The organism is Phenylobacterium sp., from assembly GCF_035569475.1.
Classification (GTDB): domain Bacteria; phylum Pseudomonadota; class Alphaproteobacteria; order Caulobacterales; family Caulobacteraceae; genus Phenylobacterium.
Genome location: NZ_DATMNA010000119.1, coordinates 15,444 through 32,651, shown reverse-complemented (window position 1 = coordinate 32,651; position 17,208 = coordinate 15,444). Strand labels below are relative to the sequence as shown.

15 protein-coding genes are annotated in these 17,208 nt (G+C 70.7%); 8 read left to right on the top strand and 7 right to left on the bottom strand.

Translation table 11 applies throughout. The annotated features are described in order from the left end of the window. Positions 1–3 precede the first annotated feature (3 nt). The gene (locus tag VNW53_RS18965; RefSeq protein ID WP_325557561.1) at positions 4–2,184 is read right to left on the bottom strand and encodes a PQQ-dependent dehydrogenase, methanol/ethanol family; all 2,181 of its coding nucleotides are present in this window, start codon (positions 2,182–2,184) and stop codon (positions 4–6) included. A 141-nt stretch (positions 2,185–2,325) separates the two neighbouring features. On the opposite strand from VNW53_RS18965, the gene VNW53_RS18960 reads away from it, so the two are divergent. Then, positions 2,326–4,386, top strand: a complete 2,061-nt coding sequence (locus tag VNW53_RS18960) for an HAD-IIIC family phosphatase (RefSeq protein ID WP_325557559.1) — start codon at positions 2,326–2,328, stop codon at positions 4,384–4,386. A gap of 194 nt (positions 4,387–4,580) precedes the next feature. On the opposite strand, the gene VNW53_RS18955 is transcribed toward VNW53_RS18960, so the two are convergent. From VNW53_RS18955 to VNW53_RS18945, 3 genes are all read right to left on the bottom strand, one after another. Further along, entirely contained in the window at positions 4,581–5,129 is a 549-nt protein-coding gene (locus VNW53_RS18955) for an ATP-binding protein (RefSeq protein WP_325557558.1), read from the bottom strand. Between the two features lie 192 nt (positions 5,130–5,321). Beyond that, the gene (locus VNW53_RS18950) at positions 5,322–5,990 is read right to left on the bottom strand and encodes a Fe2+-dependent dioxygenase (RefSeq protein WP_325557556.1); all 669 of its coding nucleotides are present in this window, start codon (positions 5,988–5,990) and stop codon (positions 5,322–5,324) included. A 64-nt stretch (positions 5,991–6,054) separates the two neighbouring features. Continuing rightward, positions 6,055–8,379, bottom strand: a complete 2,325-nt coding sequence (locus VNW53_RS18945; RefSeq protein ID WP_325557555.1) for a PAS domain-containing sensor histidine kinase — start codon at positions 8,377–8,379, stop codon at positions 6,055–6,057. 116 nt (positions 8,380–8,495) lie between these two features. Here VNW53_RS18945 and VNW53_RS18940 point away from each other — a divergent pair, with 116 nt between their 5' ends. Both VNW53_RS18940 and VNW53_RS18935 read left to right on the top strand, forming a co-directional pair. Then, a complete protein-coding gene (locus VNW53_RS18940) occupies positions 8,496–9,029 on the top strand; it encodes a hypothetical protein (protein WP_325557553.1) in 534 nt (177 codons plus the stop codon). Positions 9,030–9,037: 8 nt separating this feature from the next. Beyond that, a complete protein-coding gene (locus VNW53_RS18935) occupies positions 9,038–9,457 on the top strand; it encodes a metallopeptidase family protein (RefSeq protein WP_325557552.1) in 420 nt (139 codons plus the stop codon). A 339-nt stretch (positions 9,458–9,796) separates the two neighbouring features. Here the strand turns inward: VNW53_RS18935 and VNW53_RS18930 are convergent, their stop codons facing one another. Continuing rightward, positions 9,797–10,558 (bottom strand): response regulator, encoded by a 762-nt coding sequence (locus VNW53_RS18930; protein ID WP_414693303.1) that lies wholly within the window; start codon positions 10,556–10,558, stop codon positions 9,797–9,799. Positions 10,559–10,741: 183 nt separating this feature from the next. Between VNW53_RS18930 and VNW53_RS18925 the strand changes: the two genes are divergently transcribed. After that, entirely contained in the window at positions 10,742–11,872 is a 1,131-nt protein-coding gene (locus tag VNW53_RS18925; RefSeq protein WP_325557550.1) for a ferritin-like domain-containing protein, read from the top strand. A gap of 146 nt (positions 11,873–12,018) precedes the next feature. Here VNW53_RS18925 and VNW53_RS18920 read toward each other — a convergent pair whose 3' ends face one another. Further along, on the bottom strand, positions 12,019–12,897 hold the full coding sequence (locus tag VNW53_RS18920) for a type II CAAX endopeptidase family protein (protein WP_325557548.1): 879 nt from the start codon (positions 12,895–12,897) through the stop codon (positions 12,019–12,021). Between the two features lie 105 nt (positions 12,898–13,002). Next, positions 13,003–14,316: a winged helix-turn-helix domain-containing protein gene (locus VNW53_RS18915; protein WP_325557547.1), complete on the bottom strand. Its 1,314-nt coding sequence runs from the start codon at positions 14,314–14,316 to the stop codon at positions 13,003–13,005. 173 nt (positions 14,317–14,489) lie between these two features. On the opposite strand from VNW53_RS18915, the gene VNW53_RS18910 reads away from it, so the two are divergent. The 4 genes from VNW53_RS18910 to mmcB all read left to right on the top strand — a co-directional run bounded on the left by VNW53_RS18910 (position 14,490) and on the right by mmcB (position 17,201). Then, positions 14,490–15,626, top strand: coding sequence for a ferritin-like domain-containing protein (locus VNW53_RS18910; protein ID WP_325557546.1), 1,137 nt, complete (start codon positions 14,490–14,492; stop codon positions 15,624–15,626). Positions 15,627–15,752: 126 nt separating this feature from the next. After that, positions 15,753–16,286: a lipocalin family protein gene (locus tag VNW53_RS18905; RefSeq protein WP_325557544.1), complete on the top strand. Its 534-nt coding sequence runs from the start codon at positions 15,753–15,755 to the stop codon at positions 16,284–16,286. 138 nt (positions 16,287–16,424) lie between these two features. Further along, positions 16,425–16,703: a hypothetical protein gene (locus tag VNW53_RS18900; RefSeq protein WP_325557543.1), complete on the top strand. Its 279-nt coding sequence runs from the start codon at positions 16,425–16,427 to the stop codon at positions 16,701–16,703. A gap of 39 nt (positions 16,704–16,742) precedes the next feature. Beyond that, on the top strand, positions 16,743–17,201 hold the full coding sequence (mmcB, locus tag VNW53_RS18895; protein ID WP_325557541.1) for a DNA repair putative endonuclease MmcB: 459 nt from the start codon (positions 16,743–16,745) through the stop codon (positions 17,199–17,201). The last annotated feature ends 7 nt before the right edge of the window (positions 17,202–17,208 follow it).

The window sequence follows — 17,208 nt, the reverse complement described above, 5'->3', positions numbered from 1 at the left end:
GGCCTACTTCTTCGAAGACGCCTCCTGGGCCGCCTTGGTCTTGTTCGCCTGGCTGACGATGTAGTGGTAGATCGCCTCGGCCTGGCCCTCGGCCAGCACCTTCTTGAACGAGACCATGCCCTTGTCGGCGCGGGCGCCGTCCAGGACGATCGAATTCCAGGTGGTGAGGTTCCTCAGCGACGGCGAGTAGCGCAGGTCCGGGATCGACTTGTCGGCCGTCCCCCCGGCGCCATGGCAGCCGGAGCAGAAGCGGCCATAGGCGCCCTCGCCGTCGATCACCTGCTCGTTGGTGCCGGTGAGCAGGGGCGGGTCGAGCACCTTGCCGGCGACGGAGCCGGCGATCGGGGTCTGGGGCAGGGTGGCGCTGGCGTTCAGCTTGTAGACCAGCAGGCGCGAGTTGTTGGCGCTGAGCGGATTGGTGCGCGCCTGGCCGGGCGGCAGGCCGCGGGCGCCCACCAGCAGGGCGACATACTGCTCGCCGCCGATCGTGTAGGTCGAGGGCGCGGCGACCACGTCGGCCTGGGTCGGGGCCGACCACAGCTTCTGGCCGGTGCGGGCGTCGAAGGCGTTGAAATTGCCGCTCCAGTCGCCGGAGAACACCAGGTCGCTGGCGGTGACCATCGCGCCGTGGGCGCCGTAGTCCTTGTCGGGCGCGCGCCAGACCTCCTTCTGCCGGACCGGATCGTAGGCCTCCAGGTAGCTCCTGATATTGCCGCGGGCCGGGGCGCCGGGCTTGCCGTAGAGCTCGGTGATCTTGTCGGAGAAGGACACGGTGGCGGTGTTGTAGACCCGGTCCTTGAGCTGGAAGGTCCCGGGCTTGGCGCTCTGGAAGCCGGTCGAGCTCTCGGTGACCGGGATGTAGACCAGGCCGGTCTTCGGGCTGTAGGCCATCGGGTGCCAGTTGTGGGCGCCCAGCGGGGCGGGCTGGACGATGGCGGCCTTCTCGTCGGTGTAGCGGACATCGGGGTTCTCGACCGGGCGGCCGGTCTTGATGTCGATCTTCGAGGCCCAGTTGGCCGGCGCGAACTTCTCGGCCGAGATCAGCTTACCGGTCGCGGCGTCCCAGACGTAGAAGAAGCCGGTCTTCGGGGCCTGCATCAGGACATGGCGCAGCTTGCCGCCGATCTTCAGGTCGGCGGTCATCAGCGGGTTGGTGACGTCGTAGTCCCACTCGTCGCCGGGCACCTCCTGGAAGTGCCACGCGTACTGGCCGGTGGTCGCCTTCACCGCGATCACCGAGGAGACGAAGAGGTTGTCGCCGCCGCCGGGGCTGCGGATTTCCTGGCTCCAGCTCAAGCCATTGCCGGTGCCGAAGTAGATCAGGTCGGTCTTGGGATCGTAGAGGATGGTGTCCCAGGCCGTGCCGCCGCCGCCGTATTTCCAGAAGTCGCCGTTCCAGGTCTTGAGCGCCGACTTGAGCTGCGGGGTGTTGGTCGGGTCGCCGGGCGCGGCGGGCACGGTGTAGAAGCGCCACTTCAGCTTGCCGGTGGCCGCGTCATAGGCCGAGACGTAGCCGCGGCAGGTGTACTCCGCCCCGGCGTTGCCGATGATCACCAGGCCCTTCACGATCCGCGGGACCTGGGTGATCGTGTAGGGCTGTTTGGGATCGGTGGTCTGCACCGACCAGGCGACCTTGCCGGTCTTGCCGTCCAGCGCGATCAGCCGCCCGTCGAGCGCGCCCAGGTAGATCTTGCCCTTCCAGGCGGCGACACCGCGGTTGACCACGTCGCAGCAGGCCACCGCCCCGTTGGCCGGATCGACCTTCGGGTCGTAGTCCCAGAGCTTGGCGCCGGTCTTGGCGTCATAGGCCTTCACCTTCGACCAGGCGGTGGTGATGTAAAGCGCGCCGTCGACCACGACGGGAGTCGATTCCTGGCCGCGCTCGGTGTCGATGTCGCCGTACCAGGCCAGGCCCAGGGTCTTGACGTTGGCCTTGTTGATGCCGGTGAGCGGGCTGTAGCGCTGTTCGGAATAGGTGCGGCCCGAGGCCATCCAGGTCCCGGGCTCGGCGTCGGCGGCCAGCAGGCGCGGCCCATCCACCGCCGCGGCGCCGATCGGCCGCTGGGCGGGCTTGGCCGCAGCGCCGAAGGCGGCGGGGCCGAGGGCCATCGAGATCGCCGCCGCGGCGGCGACGAGGGTCCGGAAGGCGCGCCCCGCGGCGGCGCGCGTGTCTTGGTCTTGCATGTGTTTCGCTCCCCAGATTCGCTTTGTCCCATCCGTCCGCGGCGGAGGCAAGGCGAAGGCGGACATGGCGCTCGACGCCGGGCAGGGCGGCGGCTAGTAGGCCTTGAGCCCTCCTGCGCCGCCCGCTCCCAGGCCCTCCCCATGATCCTGCGCCTTTCCCGCTTCGCGCACATGATCCCGATCGCGGAAGGCCGGTTCCTGGTCGTCGACGCGATCAGCCAGGCCCGGCTGGTGGTGAACGGCGAGGTGGCGGCCTTCATCGGGACCTTCGCCGAGCCGCAGACGGTCCCCGAGCCGCTTCCCCCCGGCGGGGTGGTCGCCGCCATGGTCGAGCGCGGCCTCCTGACCGAGCACGGCCCCGACGAGGAACTGGCCGACGTCGCGGCCACGCTCGCCCCCTATCACGGCCGCGATCCGGACGCCCTGCTGCAGAAATTCCGGCGCGAGGCGAAGGAGGGCGCGGACCCCTACTGGGCGGTCGCGCAGGCCCGCGGCCTCGCCGAGTTCGGCGGGGGAAAGACCCGGGTCGACCTTGTGCTGCTGGGCGATTGCGACGTGCACATGGAGGCCGATTTCCTGCGCCGCGAAGCCGCCGCGCGGGGGCTGGACCTGCGGGTCGCCGCGACCTTCCCGGACGACGTCCGGTTCGCCGGCGAGCACCGGCACGACGCGGTCCTGGTCGGCGCCCTTCGCTCGCGCCACAGTCTGACCGACCCGCAGCCGGCCGATGGCGCGGCCCCGCCGCACGCGGGCTTCCTCGCCGAGGCGCGGACGATCATCGAGGGGCTGCGGCGGCACACCGCCGCGCCCATCCTGATCGACGGCCTCCCCGAGCCGACAGTCCAGCCCATGGGCTTCGCCGACCGTGGGCCTCTGGGGCATCGGGGGCGATTCCGGGTCGCCAACCTGGCGCTGTCGGCCCTGGTGGAGAGCTTCCCCGACACGCACATGGTCGACCTGGCCGCGGCCCTGGGCGCGGCGGGCGCCGAGCGGCTGCTGGACGACGGCCTCTCGGGCTTCACCCACATGGGCTCGCCGGGCTGGATGCTGCAGCGGGCGGAGGAGGAGCTGGCCCCGGTCCATGGCCAGTTTCCCGACCTGGCGCCGCTCGCCGACTGGCTGGGCGGCGACCCCTACGGCCGCGAGGCGGTTGCGGCGCGGGCCCATCTCGACGCCCTGGCCGTGGTGCTGGGGCTGGACGCGAAGAAGTGCGTCGTCGTCGACCTCGACGGCCTCCTGTGGCCGGGCGTGCTGGCCGAGACCGGGAGCCCCTTCGCCTGGACGCCGCAGGACAATCCCCATTCCTACATCGGCCTCTACTTCGGTCTGCACGAGGCGCTGCTGACGCTCAAGCGCCGGGGCGTCCTCTTGGCCTGCGTGAGCAAGAACGACGAGGCCACGGTCCGCGCGCTGTGGACCTATCCGGCCGGCTATCCGCGCGCCCTGCTGACGCCCGACGACTTCGTCACCCTGCGCATCAACTGGGGCGACAAGGTCGAGAACATCCGCTCCATCGCCGACGAACTGGGCCTGGCGCCGGAGACCTTCCTGTTCCTCGACGACAATCCGGTCGAGCGCGACCGGGTGCGCCAGCGGCTGCCGCAGGTCGAGGTCTGGGGCGACGACCCCTTCAGCCTGCGCCGTCGGCTGCTGAACGATCCGCGGCTGCAACAGCCGCGCCTGACCTCGGAGGCGGCGGGCCGCACCGAACTGGCCAAGGCCCAGCTCGGCCGGCAGGCGGCGCGCGCCGGGGCGGTGAGCGAGAGCGACTTCATCGCCTCGCTGAATGTGCAGAGCCGCATCGAGCGGCTGGCGCCGGGCGCGGCGCTGGAGCGGATCGTCGAGCTTTTCCAGCGCACCACCCAGTTCAACGCCACGGGGATCAAGTTCACGGCCGCCGAGCTGGACGCCCTGCTGCGCCGCGACGGCGGCGCCGTCTACGCCATGCAGGTCAGCGACCGCTTCGCCGACCACGGCCTGGTGGGCGCCGCGGTGCTCCGCGACGGCGAGATCGTCGGCCTGGCGCTGAGCTGCCGGGTGCTGGGGATCGGCGTTGAGCACCGTCTCCTGCAGGCGATCATCGCGGGCGAGGGCGCGCTCACGGCGCGCATCACGCCCACAGACCGCAACGCCCCGGTGCGCAACATCTACCGCGACAACGGCTTCACGGCCGGCGACGACGGGGTCTGGCGCTGCGGCTGAGGGGCCTGGGTCGTGCGCTCATGAAGTGATCGCGATGACGGCAGCCTGGACATGCGAGCGGGCGCCGCGCGCGGCGGCATGCGGACATTCTGAATGACTGGGCGGGGTGGAAAGCAGACCGGCTCCGCGGCAATGCAGCCCCGTCAGTCACGCGAGCAACGGCCCGGCGTGACCAGTGGCCGCACACCGCTGAGCTAGTGCGCCGCTTCAGGCTGCTCCGATGCTGGAGCGGCGGCCGTCTCGTCATCGCTGGCGCTCAGCACCGCGCCCTCAAGCTCGGCCGGCGCGGGGGGGTCGTAAATGGCCTCGAGCATTTCGAACATCTCCGGCGTCACCTCCATGACGAAGGTCTCGCCCTTGGCGGTGTTCCGGTCGGCGACGCGGGCACGGCGGACCTCCTGCGGCGCGTCGACGAAGTGCCACTGCAGCGACAAGCTCTTCGCCTCGGCGATCTGGCGGATGCGCTCCCGATCAGCCCGCCGCATAGCGCCGGTGTCGAGGACAACCGAGGTTCCGGCGGCAAGCACGGCCTCGGCGGTGGACCAGATCAGCGCGTTGCAGCGGCCGAGGCGCTCCAGCATCCAGGCGAACTCGATGGGCCCCTGGAGGTCGGGGCCGAACAGTCGCGCACCCCATTCGTCGAGGACGAAGGCGACCGCGCTCTCGCGGCGGGCCAAGGCGTGGGCGTAGGTGGTCTTCCCTGCGGCGCAAGGCCCGAAGATCACGTTGAGCGTGGCTGGCAAGGCGCTACTCCCTCTTGAAGCTCGGGAGCAAGGCGGCCGTTCATGCTCCCCCTTTGGCGCGTGCAACGGCTCAGCTTGAGCTTCGTTCCCTACGAGCCTCATCGACGCCCGGTCGAAAGTCCGCCGAGGGTCGCAGGCGGACATTGGAGTCGTGGCCGATAGCAGACCTCGCAGGATTTATGAGGCTCCAGCCTAACCCGCGTCGCCCCACTGGCGGTGCAGGGAGGCGGAGATGTGGTTCAGGCGGGTGCGGGACTCCCAGCTCAGGTTTTCCCGCTCCTGCGCCACCACCTCGTTCAGTTCGAACAGCAGCTCGCGGCCCGCGCGGTCGACGATCTCGCTCTCGATGAAGGTGATGCCGCACAGCCGCTCGCCGCGGGTCACGGGGCGGACCTGATGGATCGTCGTGGAGGGGTAGATCACCGCGCCGCCGGGCGGCAGCTTGAAGTCCACGTCCCGCGTCCCCAGGCTGACCGACAGCTCGCCGCCGTCGTAGTCGGCGGGGTCGGTGAGGAAGATCGTGCAGCTCAGGTCGGCGCGGAGCGGGCGGGGCCCGAGCGGCAGGAAGGCGTTGTCGGCGTGCGCCCCGTAATGCATCCCCGGCTGGTACTTGGTCAGCACCGGCGGCGCCATGCGCTTGGGGAAGGCGTAGGCGGCGAAACCCTCGCTGCGCCCCAGGCCGCGCCCCAGGATCTCCGACGACTTGGCGTGGTTCGGGTCCTGCAGGTCGGCGTGCAGGTTGTTCTTCACCTGAGAATTCGGATTGGTCACCCGGCCGTCGACGAAGTTGAGCGCGCGGGCGAACTCGCGAAGCTGCTCGATCTCGGCGCCGGTCAGGAGGTCGGGAATCTCGTGGAACATGGCCGACGCCCTTAGCTCATCCTCCGTGGGACGGGTAGGTGAATCCCCTCGGGCGGCAGGACGATCAGGCCCGCAATCCGAGCTCCGGCTGGGCCGCGGCGCCCACGGCCTCCTCGGGCAGGTGGCAGGTGAACGCGGCGCCCGCGCCCGGCTCGCTCTCCAGCGCCACCCAGCCGCCGTGCAGCTCGGTGAGCGCCTTGACCAGGGCCAGGCCCAGGCCCGGGCCGCCGCGCTCGCGGCCGATGAAGCGGTCGAAGATATGCGCCTGGACGTGGAAGGGGATGCCGCGGCCGGTGTCGGAGACGCGAAGCTGCACCTCGCCCAGGCCCTTCTTGGCGCCCAGGGTGACGGTCCCGCCGGGCGGGGTCTGGCCCAGCGCGTTCTCCATCAGGTGGTTGAGGATCTGGCCCAGGCGGCGCGAGTCGCCGCGGATCAGGCCGACCTCGGGCGGGCATTCCACGACGATGGCGACGCTGGCGGCCTCGGCCTCCGGCGCCCAGCGCTCGGCCTGCGCGGCCAGCAGCTCGGCCACCCGCACGTCCTCCAGGTCCAGCGCCATCTCGTCGGCGTCGATCTGGGCCATGTCGAGCACGTCGTCGATGGAGCGCGCGAGCTGCGTCGCCGCCTGCTTCACCGCCCCCGCGTAGCCGCGCCCGCGTTCGGACAGGCCGTCGCCGGAGCGTTCCAGCAGCTCGGAGTAGCCGATGATCGTGGTGAGCGGGGTCCTGAGCTCGTAGGAGACGTTGGCCACGAAGTCGCGCTTCAGCCGTTCGGCGTCGGCCAGGGCCTGTTCCTTGGCCTCCAGGGCCCCCTCGAGCTTGCGCGCGTCGGTGATGTCGGTGAAGGCGATCAGCGTCGCCCCGTCGGGCAGGGGGCGCGACTGGTAGAGGACGATGCGGCTGTCGGCGGTCTTCACCTCGCCGGTGGTCGGCGCGCGGGCCTGCGGGTCGGGATCGGCGACGCGGCCCTTCAGCTCGGCCCAGAAGCTGCGGTCGTGCAGCTTGGGGATGCAGAGCTCGACCACGCCCTCGAAATCGCCGGCCGCCTCCACCTGGGCTGGCGTGACGTTCCAGAACTTGGCGAAGCTTTCGTTGTGCAGGCGCAGGCGCCCGTCGGAGCCGAACACGGTCACCGCGTCGGAGAGCTTGTCGAGCGTGGCCTGCTGCACCTGGATCAGGGCGTTGTACTGGCTGGTCAGCTTCAGTTCGTCGGTGATGTCGGAATAGAGCAGCAGCAGGCCGCCCATGGGGTGCGGCTGGCGCACCACCTTGAGCGTGCGGCCGTCCGGCAGGCTCCACATCTCGTCCGGGCCGGCGGCGAGCTGCTCGTAGCGGTCGAGTTCGCCGGCCTTCCACTTGCCGTAGTCGGCGGTCTCCGGCAGGCGGCGGCGCTGGCGCAGGCGGTCGAGGATCTCCGAATGGCTGGGCTGTTCGGCGAGCCACGCCGGCTCCAGGCCCCAGAGCTCGGCGAAGGCGGTGTTGTGGAACATCAGCTTCTTCGCCTTGTCGAAGACGGCCACGGCCTCGGCGATGTGGTTGAGGGTCTCGTCGTGCGCCTCGACGTTGCGCTTCAGCAGCTCTCGCAGGTCCTCCTGCTCGCTGACGTCTTCCGTCCAGACCCCGACGCCGCCGCCCTCCAGCGGCTGGGCGGCGATGTGGAAGGCTCGGCGTTTGCCGGCGACGGTGGACCAGCGGACCGTATCGCGCCGCTGGCCGAGGTTGGCGGCTTCGCTGGCGAGCGCGTCGGCGGAGCGGTCGAAGGCGGCGCCGCGGGCGGCGGCCTCGTCGAGGCTGACGGCGTCGGCGGCCTTCAGCCAGGCGGCGTTGACCCAGACGGGCGACCCGTCGGCGGCGGCGATCCAGGCCGGCGTCGCGCGGGCGTTGATGAAGGCCGCAAAGCGCGGAGCGGTCGGCAGGCCCGCGTCCTCCGCCGTGGCCGACGACAGCCGCAGCCAGGCGAGCGCCCCGGCCGCGCGGCCCTCCACCGCCACCAGGCCGCCCTCGCCCTGCACCTCGAAGGCGCAGGCCTCGCCGCGCTCGAAGAGGGCGCGCAGGCGGCGCGCATGGTCCGGGTCGGCGCGCATCAGGGCGTTGACGACCGCCTGCGGGTCGGGCTCCGAAAGGCCCAGGGCGGCGCCGCAGACGGCCAGGGACTCCTGGCCCGAGGCCAGGAGGGCGCGGCCCTCCTCCACGGCCAGCAGGGCCGAGTCGAAAGCCTCCGCCGAGGCCTGGGCGGTCTCGGCGCGGGCCTCCAGGGCGGCGAGGCGCCGGGCGATGGCGGAGACGTGGTCCTGCGCCTGGCGGCGCTGGGCCAAGGCCCAGAGCACCGCGCAGATGGCGAGCGACACCGCGCCCGCCGCGGCGGCCAGGATCAGTTGGTTGGCGCCCATGCCTCTTACGCTTCGGCCCCGCTCCGGCGAATCAGCCCTTTTTTACCCTAGGCCGTGCGGAGGTTCGCCGCATCCGCGTCGCGCGCTAGGATAGGCCAGTTTCAGTGATCGGTGACATGACCGCGATCCTCTATCCTGTGGCGGCGAACGCCGAGCTGGCGATGGCCGGCCCGCTCGGCCATGCGGCGCGGGAGCGCGAGGCGGTCGGCGTGGCGGGCGAGGCCGTGGTGTTCACCACCGATCCGACCGGCCCGGCCTTCGCCACGCGGGAGGCGGGCGCGGCGGCCTATGGCGCGGCGCTGGACGAGCCCTGGCGGCGGCTGACCGAACAGATCCTGCCCGGCCAGAAGGCGCCCCACGCCGAACCGGTCATGGCCGACGGCCGCCGCTGGCCCGCGCCGGCGGGCGCACCGCCGCGCACCGCCTGGCGGCTGATGGTCTCCTACTGGCGGATCGCCACCGCCGAGCGGCCGATAGAGACGCCGCAGGCCCGCCGCGCGCGGCGCGAGCGCCAGGCCCTGGACTCCGAGACCGTGCGGGCGATGGCGCAGGCGCCGCTGAGGCCGATCGAGCCGCAGCAGCCGCTGGACATCGGCCTCTTCGAGACCCGCCTGCCCGAGGCCCCGCATATCGTGGTGCCGGATGAGTGATCGCCCCGATGAGTGAGAGCCAGGCCCCGGGCCCGTTCGGCAAGGCCCCGTCGCTGGACGACCTCGCGGCCCTGGCGCAGGCCGCCTTCCTGACCCTGCCGGAGGGCTTCCGCAAGTTGACCGGCGACGTGGTCTTCCGCGTCGACGACTTCCCCTCGGACGAGGTGCTGGACGAGCTCGGCATCGAGGACCCGTTCGGCCTGACCGGGCTCTACCAGGGGGTCGACATCGGCCGCCGCGGCGGGATCGGGCCCGCGGCCGCGCCCTCGATGATCTTCCTCTACCGCCGCCCGATCCTCGACGAGTGGGCCGAGCATGGCGAGGTGACCCTGGAGGAGCTGGTCGCGCACGTCCTGGTCCACGAGATCGGCCACCACATGGGTCTCTCCGACGCCGACATCGACGCCATCGAGGCGAGCGCCGGTTAGGCTGGGAGCCGAACGCGGCGGCTCCGCGGCAAGCGTTGCGCCCGGAAGGCCAGGGCGCGCGACGATACGATCCGGCAACAAGTTCCTTTCTGTCGCCACCCCGAGGACCAGCTCCTGCCGCGGCGCTGGCCGAGAAGAACCGGGCATCCCGGCCTCCTCCCCCTTTGCGCCGGGCATGACACTTCCACTGACCCTCCCTCACCCGAGGGAGGGTCTTTTTTGACGGGTCTGCCGCTCAAGGTCGTGGGAGCCGTTCCTGGCTCGTCGGGAGGGTGCGCGGGCTTGGCGTTTGAAGGCCTCGCCGGCCGGCCGTCGGCCGGGTCCGGCGCTTCGAAAGGGTCAGGCCTGGGCGGCGAGCCGCGGGGCCGGACCGCGGCTCACCGCGGCGTCGAAGATGTAGCCGCGGCCGCGAACCGTGCGGATCACTTCGTTGGGCACGTTGTCGTTGAGCTTTCGCCGCAGCCGGCTGATCTGCACGTCCACGGCGCGGTCGAAGACGTCGGCGTCCATGCCCTTGGACTTCTCGATCAGCTCGTCGCGAGAGAGGATCCGCCCGGGGTCGGTGAGGAACGCCAGCAGCAGGGAGAACTCGCCGGCGCTCAACAGGATCACAACCCCGTCCGGGGAGCGGAGCGTGCGCCGCGCGGCGTCCAGGGTGAAGCCGAGAAAGCCGTAGTCGGCCTTGCCGGGCTGCGCCGCGTCGGCGGCGTCGTTTCGGCGGCGCAGGACCGCGCGGACGCGGGCCAGCAACTCGCGGGGCCGGCAGGGTTTGGCCAGGTAGTCGTCGGCGCCGAGCTCCAGCCCGACGATCCGATCCACCTCCTCGCCCACCGCGCTCAGCATGATGACCGGCGGCCCGCCGAATTCGGAAAGGCGGCGGCAGATGGAAAGGCCGTCCTCGCCCGGCAGCATGAGGTCCAGCACCACGAGGTCGCAGCCGGCCCCGGCCAGGGCCTGGTCCATCGACGGCGCATCGCGGGCGACGCCGACGCCATAGCCTTCCGCCGCGAGGTAGTCGGCGATGCACGTCCGCAGTCCCTCGTCGTCGTCGACCACGAGGATGCGGGGCGATCCGGGCTGGGTGGCTGCTGGCTGCACAATGCGACCCTTGCGCGCCAAATGGGACCAGAGCTTGGCCGCAATGTTTCGCCGCGCTTCAGGATTCGTCGGTCGCGAACAAACCTGACGCCAGCGTCATCTTTCGTTGACTTATCAGTGTTTAGATGGTTGGGTCATCCCAACGCCAGACGGGCCGACCTCGCCCGCGCCCCAGGAGCAGACGCCATGGCCGCCGACGGCAACATCACCAAGGACATCATCTACGACGCCGTGGCGCCGGACGATTTCGAGTCCATGCTGGAGTTGGACCGCTACAACGCCCGCTCGACGGCGTTCGACAAGATCATCAGCGCGACCCACGACCACTTCTGGGATCCGCTGGACCCCAAGTACATCGACTTCTCCGAGCCGTTCGACATGGAAGCGACCATGATCCTGCCGGAGAAGATGATCGGCCCGCTGAAGCTGGACTACGTCAACGAGGTGCTGGGGACCGAGAAGCGCCGCATCGCCTTCGCCAACGCCCAGACGCTGCGGACCTTCTCCTCGATCCTGCACGGCGAGCAGGGCGCGCTAAACCTGTCGGCCAGCCTGTGCCACGTGCTGAAGGACCAGGGCGCGCAGGAGTACGCCGCCAACCAGACCCGCGAAGAGGCCCGCCACGTCACCGCCTTCGCCCGCTACATCAAGGCCCGCTGGGGCCGGCCGGTGGAATGCGGCCCGATCCTGAAGGACCTGCTGGTGGAGATCATCGGCGCGCCCGAGGTCTACAAGAAGATCATCGGCATGCAGATGCTGGTCGAGGGCCTGGCCATGGGCGCCTTCGCCACGATCTTCAACGAGACCGCCGACCCGCTGGCCAGGAAGCTGACCCAGCTCGTCATGACCGACGAGGCCTTCCACCACAAGTTCGGGAAGATCTGGGCCGACCGCACCATCCCGCACCTGACCGAGGCCGAGCACGAGGTCATCGAGATGTGGGCGGCGCACTGCTTCCAGACGCTGCTGTTCAACCTGGTCGCCCCGACCCAGAACGTCGGCCTCTACGAGGAATTCGGCCTCGACCCGAACCGGGTGATCGAGGAGATGGGCAAGCTGGTCAGCGACGAGACCCGGCGCGAGGAGATGAAGGAAGCCACCAACATCTTCCGCGTCCTGGTGAAGACCCTGGTCAACGCCGGCATCATCACCGACCGCACCAAGGCGTTCTATGCGGTCTACGTCGACATCGACGAGCTGAAGAACGAAGGCGACAAGATGGTCGGCGACGACATCGCCGAAGAGGGGATCAAGTACCTCCAGGAGATCAACTTCAAGGACCGCGCGCTCGCCAAGATCATGATCGCCGCGGAGTAGTCTCCTTCTCCCCTTGCGGGAGAAGGTGTCAGGCGAAGGCCTGAGCGATGAGGGGTCGCACGGCGTGGGCTGTGCGATCCCTCATCGTCTTGGGAGGGGTTCGCGCGACCCCTCCGGGGCAACCTTCTCCCGCAAGGAGCAGGTTCCTATGCCGCAACCGGCAGGGCGCCGAGGGCTCGGGGCGGAGGCGCGGCGCGCAGGGGGCGGCTGACTGCGTGGAGCTTGCGGAAGGCCAGGACCGTCAGCGGGGCGAAGACCGCCAGCGCCGCCAGGGCCGGGGCGAACAGCGGGTCCGCGAAGCCCATGGCGTGGGGGATCTGGTCGTGCGGCCAGAGCACCGTGAAGCCCAGCACGTCGCCCAGGCTGTGGACCGCCATCGCCGCGTAGAGCGAGTTGGTCATGTAGCCCAAGAGGGCGAAGATCAGGCCCGCGCCGAAATAGAGGCTGAGCTTCACCGCATCGATCCCCTGGACGAAGTGGACCGCGGCGAACAGCAGGGTCGAGCCGACGATGGCCGCGGGCGCATGGCCCCAGGCCTTCTGCAGGATGCCCATGGCGTAGCCGCGGAAGGCGGCCTCCTCGCTGAGCGGGGCGGCGAGCGCGCTCATCACCAGGAACGAGATCGCCGTGGGCAATGGGATGTGGCCGAGCTTCGGCTGCACGCCTGCGGGGATATGAACCAGGTCCGCGGCGGCGATCCAGAGGCCGCCGAAGGCCGCGAGGCCCAGGACCCCGGCGCCGACGGCCAGGAAGAAGGTCGACCACGGCATCCGGTTCCACCGAAACAGCTCGCGGCGGCGTTCGCTTGTCGCCCGTGGCCAGCCGCGGCCGGAGAGGTAGGCGAGCAGCCCCGCCAGCAGGACCGCCATGGTCGGCGCGGCCCACGGGATCTCCGGATGGAACTTGATGTTGGCGATGACCAGCGGCTGCCAGAGCCCCTGGCCGTATGCGACGATGGCGAAGCTCACGAGGGCGGCGAGGCCGAAGGCGGCGGCGCCGCGGACGATCGTCTTGGCGGTGGTCATGGGACCCTCCCGGGTTGCGATGGAAGGACCTTGGGTCCGTGGGCCCCCGATGTGTTTGCCGCCGCCTGCCGGAAACCTTGGGATTTCCTTGGGGACAGGAGATTGTCACCGCACCAGGCGAACCTTCTCCATCAGGCGCGGCCATCGCGGGTCGTCCCGCAGCGGGTCGCAATAGGGGAGCCAGGGGAGGAAGACGAGGTAGGGGTCGTCGAGGTCGGCGGCGGCCTGGAGGGCGGCGAAGGCCCGGTCGGGCTGGCCCGCGGCGGCGCGCAGGAAGGCCACGTCGGTGAGCCTGGGCGTGAACATCACCTTCTGGGTCTCGAAAAGGTCGGCCCCGGCCGCGCAGAGGGCCGGGAAGCCGCCCGCGGCGGCGCAGGCGCGCAGGGCCTCGATCCGCGGCCGGTCGACGCCCCAGAGCTCCAGGCCCTTCAGCAGGGCCTCGACCCCGCCGGCCTCGTCGCCGCTCAGGACCTGGGCCCAGCCCCTGGCGTACCAGCCTTCGCTGGAGAGCGGGCTCAAGGCGAGCGCCGCGTTGGCCGCGGCGATGGCCTGCCGATAGCGCCGCGCAGCCAGCAGCACCTGCAGCAGGGCGCCGTGCGCCGCCAGGGAGACGGGCTCCAGCTCGACGGCGCGGCGGCTCTCCCGCTCGGCCTCGACGAACCGGCCGAGCGCGGCGAAGCCGAAGGCCCGGTGGCGGCGCGCCGAGGCGTGGCCGGGGTCGATGGCCAGCGCGCGGCGCAGCGCCGCATCGGCGGCGGCGAAATCGCGCTCGCCCATCAGCAGGGCCAGCCCCAGCACCGACCAGGCGGCGGCGAGGTTGGGGTCGAGGCCCACAGCGGCGTGGGCGGCGGCCTGGGCGGCGGCCATCAGCCCGCCTCCAGCGCCGGCGAGGTGCTGGGCCGACAGGGCCTGGGCCAGGCCCACGTGGCCCGGCGCCCAGCCCGGCGCCTCGCGCACGGCGGCCTCGAAATAGAGCCGCGCCTGGGCCTGGCTGGCCGGATAGGGGGAGGCCAGGGCCGCGCGGCCCTGCGCCGCCAGGGCGGCGGCCTTGGTCGGCGCCTTGGCCTCGGCGCGGGCGGCGCCCGGCGAAGCGTCCTGGGCCATCGCCAGGCGATAGCCGCGCTTGGGCAGGGTCTCGATGTAGCGGCGCTCCGGCGTCTCGCCGAGCGCGGCGCGCAACCGGCTCACGGTCGCCGCAAGCGTATCGTCGCCGACCACGCGGCCCCAGACGCCGTCGATGATCTCCTGCTTGCCGAGCACCCGGCCCGCCGAACCGGCGAACAGCAGGAGCAGGTCCATCAGCCGTGGCTCGATGCGGGTCTCCGCGCCGCCCTCCAGAGCCGTCAGCACGCCCCGCGCCGGCTCCACGCGCCAGTCGCCGAACTCGAAGGGCTGCTCGCTCAGGGCCTGCGGGCTCATGCGGGCGATAGTGCGGGCGAACGCCGGTTGACGCCAAGGTCCATTCGGCGGCGCGCCGTCCCCGGTCCGGTTTCCTTTGACGCGCGGCGGCCTCGGGGCGATCCTTCAGTGAACGCCGATCAGGCTCGCGCCGAACACGCGCAAATGGGCGGGCCGTCCTGGGAGCGCACGCAATGGCCGACGGCAACATCACCAAGGACGCCATGTACGGGGCGGTGGCCCCGGACGATTTCGAGTCCATGCTGACGCTGGACCGCTACAACGAGCGCTCCACGGCCTTCGACAAGATCATCAGCGCCACCCACGACCATTTCTGGGACCCGCTGGACAAGCGCTACATCGACTTCGACGAACCCTTCGACCTCGAGAACGAAGCTATGGTCCCCGACGAGCAGCAGCCGCTCCTGCGCCTGCCCTACGTCGCCGCGACGCTCAAGGACCCCAGGCAGAAGATCGCCTTCATCAACTACATGCAGCTCAGGGGCTTCTCCTCGATCCTGCATGGGGAGCAGGGCGCGCTGAACCTGTCGGCCAGCCTCTGCCACGTGCTCTACGACCAGGGCGCCCAGGAATACGCCGCCAACCAGACCCGCGAGGAGGCGCGCCACGTCACCGCCTTCGCCAGATATATCAAGGCGCGCTGGGGCCGGCCCACCGAGTGCGGGGCGGCGCTGAAGAGCCTGCTGGTGGAGATCATCGAGGCGCCCGAGGTCTACAAGAAGATCGTCGGCATGCAGATGCTGGTCGAGGGCCTGGCCATGGGCGCCTTCGCCAACGGCTACCGCCACAATCGCGATCCGGTCGCCAAGCGGCTGTTCCAACTGGTGATGACCGACGAGGCCTTCCACCACAAGTTCGGGAAGATCTGGGCCGACCGGACGATCCCGCAGCTCACGGAGGCCGAGCGCAACCTGGTCGAGGACTGGACCGCCCACTGCGCCCAGAGCCTGCTCTTCGACCGTGGCGACCCGCGGCAGATGGCGGAGATCTACGGCCGGTTCGACCTCGATCCCGAGCGGGTGGTGGCCGACATCATCCAGCGCCGCAAGGAGCGTGACCCGACGCGCAAGTTCAAGGGCGAGACCAACGTCTTCCGGGTGCTGATCAAGACCCTGCTGCAGGCCCGGCTGATCACCGAGCGCACCCGCGGCTTCTACGCCATGTACGTCGACATGGACGAGCTGGCGGCGGAGGGCGACCGCACCGTGGGCGACGACATCGCCGAGGACGGCATCCGCTACCTGCAGGCGATCAACTTCAAGGCCAGGTCGCAAGAGGGGGCCGAGCCGGTCTCCGCCGCCGCCGAATAGCAAAACCTCGGCCGCTGGAGCAGCTCTGCCCTCAAAAGGGCATGGTTGTGATGCGTCTTGATGCGGCGCCCGCGATCCCTCCGCGGGCGTTTCCTTTGTCGCAAGACGCAGCTATTCACCGGCCCCATGCTGAAACGCCTGATCCTGAGTCTCGCCGTCGCGTCGGCGTTCATCGCCGCTGCCCCGGCGTCGGCCGACGCCATGGCCGAGCCGGTCGCCCACATCGAACTGACCAAGATGATGGGCCGCTGGTACGAGGTGGCCCGCATGCCGAACATGATCCAGCGCGGCTGCCAGGCCGGCGAGTCGGACTGGACGCGCACCGGCGACGGCTTCGCCGTGATCCAGACCTGCCACAAGGGCTCGCCCGACGGCCCGCTGGCCGAGTGGAAGGCGCACGCCCGCGTCGCCGACCCGGTGTCCAACGCCAAGTTCAGGATGACCTTCTTCGGCGGGCTGGTGAGCCAGGAGTACTGGGTGCTCGACCAAAGGTCCGACGAGGGCTGGCTGATCCTGGCCACCCATGACGGGCGCTACCTGTGGCTGATGTCGCAGAAGCCCACCCTGCCCACGGCGATCAAGACGGAGGCCGTGGCGCGCATCAAGCAGCTCGGCTTCGACATCGGGCGCCTGGAGTTCCCGCTGCCCGCCCACGGTTGAGTTCACGGGCCGCTCTGTCGACTCGCACGTTTACAACGTCGGGTTGCCGACTTAACATGCGTCATCGCCGGCCTAGTTCCTGGGCGCCGACGGCTGAGAGTCCAGAGCGCTCCCGCCTGATCTGGTCGAGAGGCTGGCGTGCCGGCAAACCCAATCTACGTCATGCATTTCGAATGGCCCGAGGGCGCGCCGGCCGACGTGAACCGCGGCCACGAACTGGAGGCCTGGAACGACGAGCACGCCCGGATGCAGGCGGCCTTGCTCTATGCCGGCGCCTCGTTCGACGACCCGGCCCCCATGGCCTACCGGATCGTGGGGCCCGGCGGCGGGGTCGTCTACCGGTATCCGGAACTGTCGGACGCGCTTGACGCGCCACGCCCATGGCCGCGGGGCGTGCCGTTGCCCGGGACGCGCTGAGGCCTTGCGTCCGGAACGTAGCCGGAACATTCTGCGGAGGTGGACACCACCGTCGCCTTCGTCACCGTCTCGCGGCCCGAGACCACCGCCGCCGTCACCCGCGGCGCCGCGCGGCTGCTGACGGCGCTCGGCTACGCGCCCCTGGCCGAGGTGACCCTGCCCAATGGGCGGCGCGCGGACCTGATGGCGCTCGGGCGCCGGGGCGAGATCTTCATCGTCGAGGTGAAGTCGAGCCTTGAGGACTTCCGCACCGACCAGAAATGGCACGAGTACCAGCCCTACTGCGACGCCTTCGCCTTCGCCGTGGCGCCGGAGTTTCCGCGCGAGATCCTGCCGCAGGAGCCCGGCCTGATCGTCGCCGACGGCTTCGGCGGGGCGGTGCTGCGCGAGGCGGCCGCGGTCCCGCTGGCAGGCGCGCGGCGCAAGGCCCTGACCCTCGCCTTCGGCCGGCTGGCGGCGCTGCGCGCCGCGGGGGTGCAGGCGCTCAGCCTGGAGTGAGCCGGTG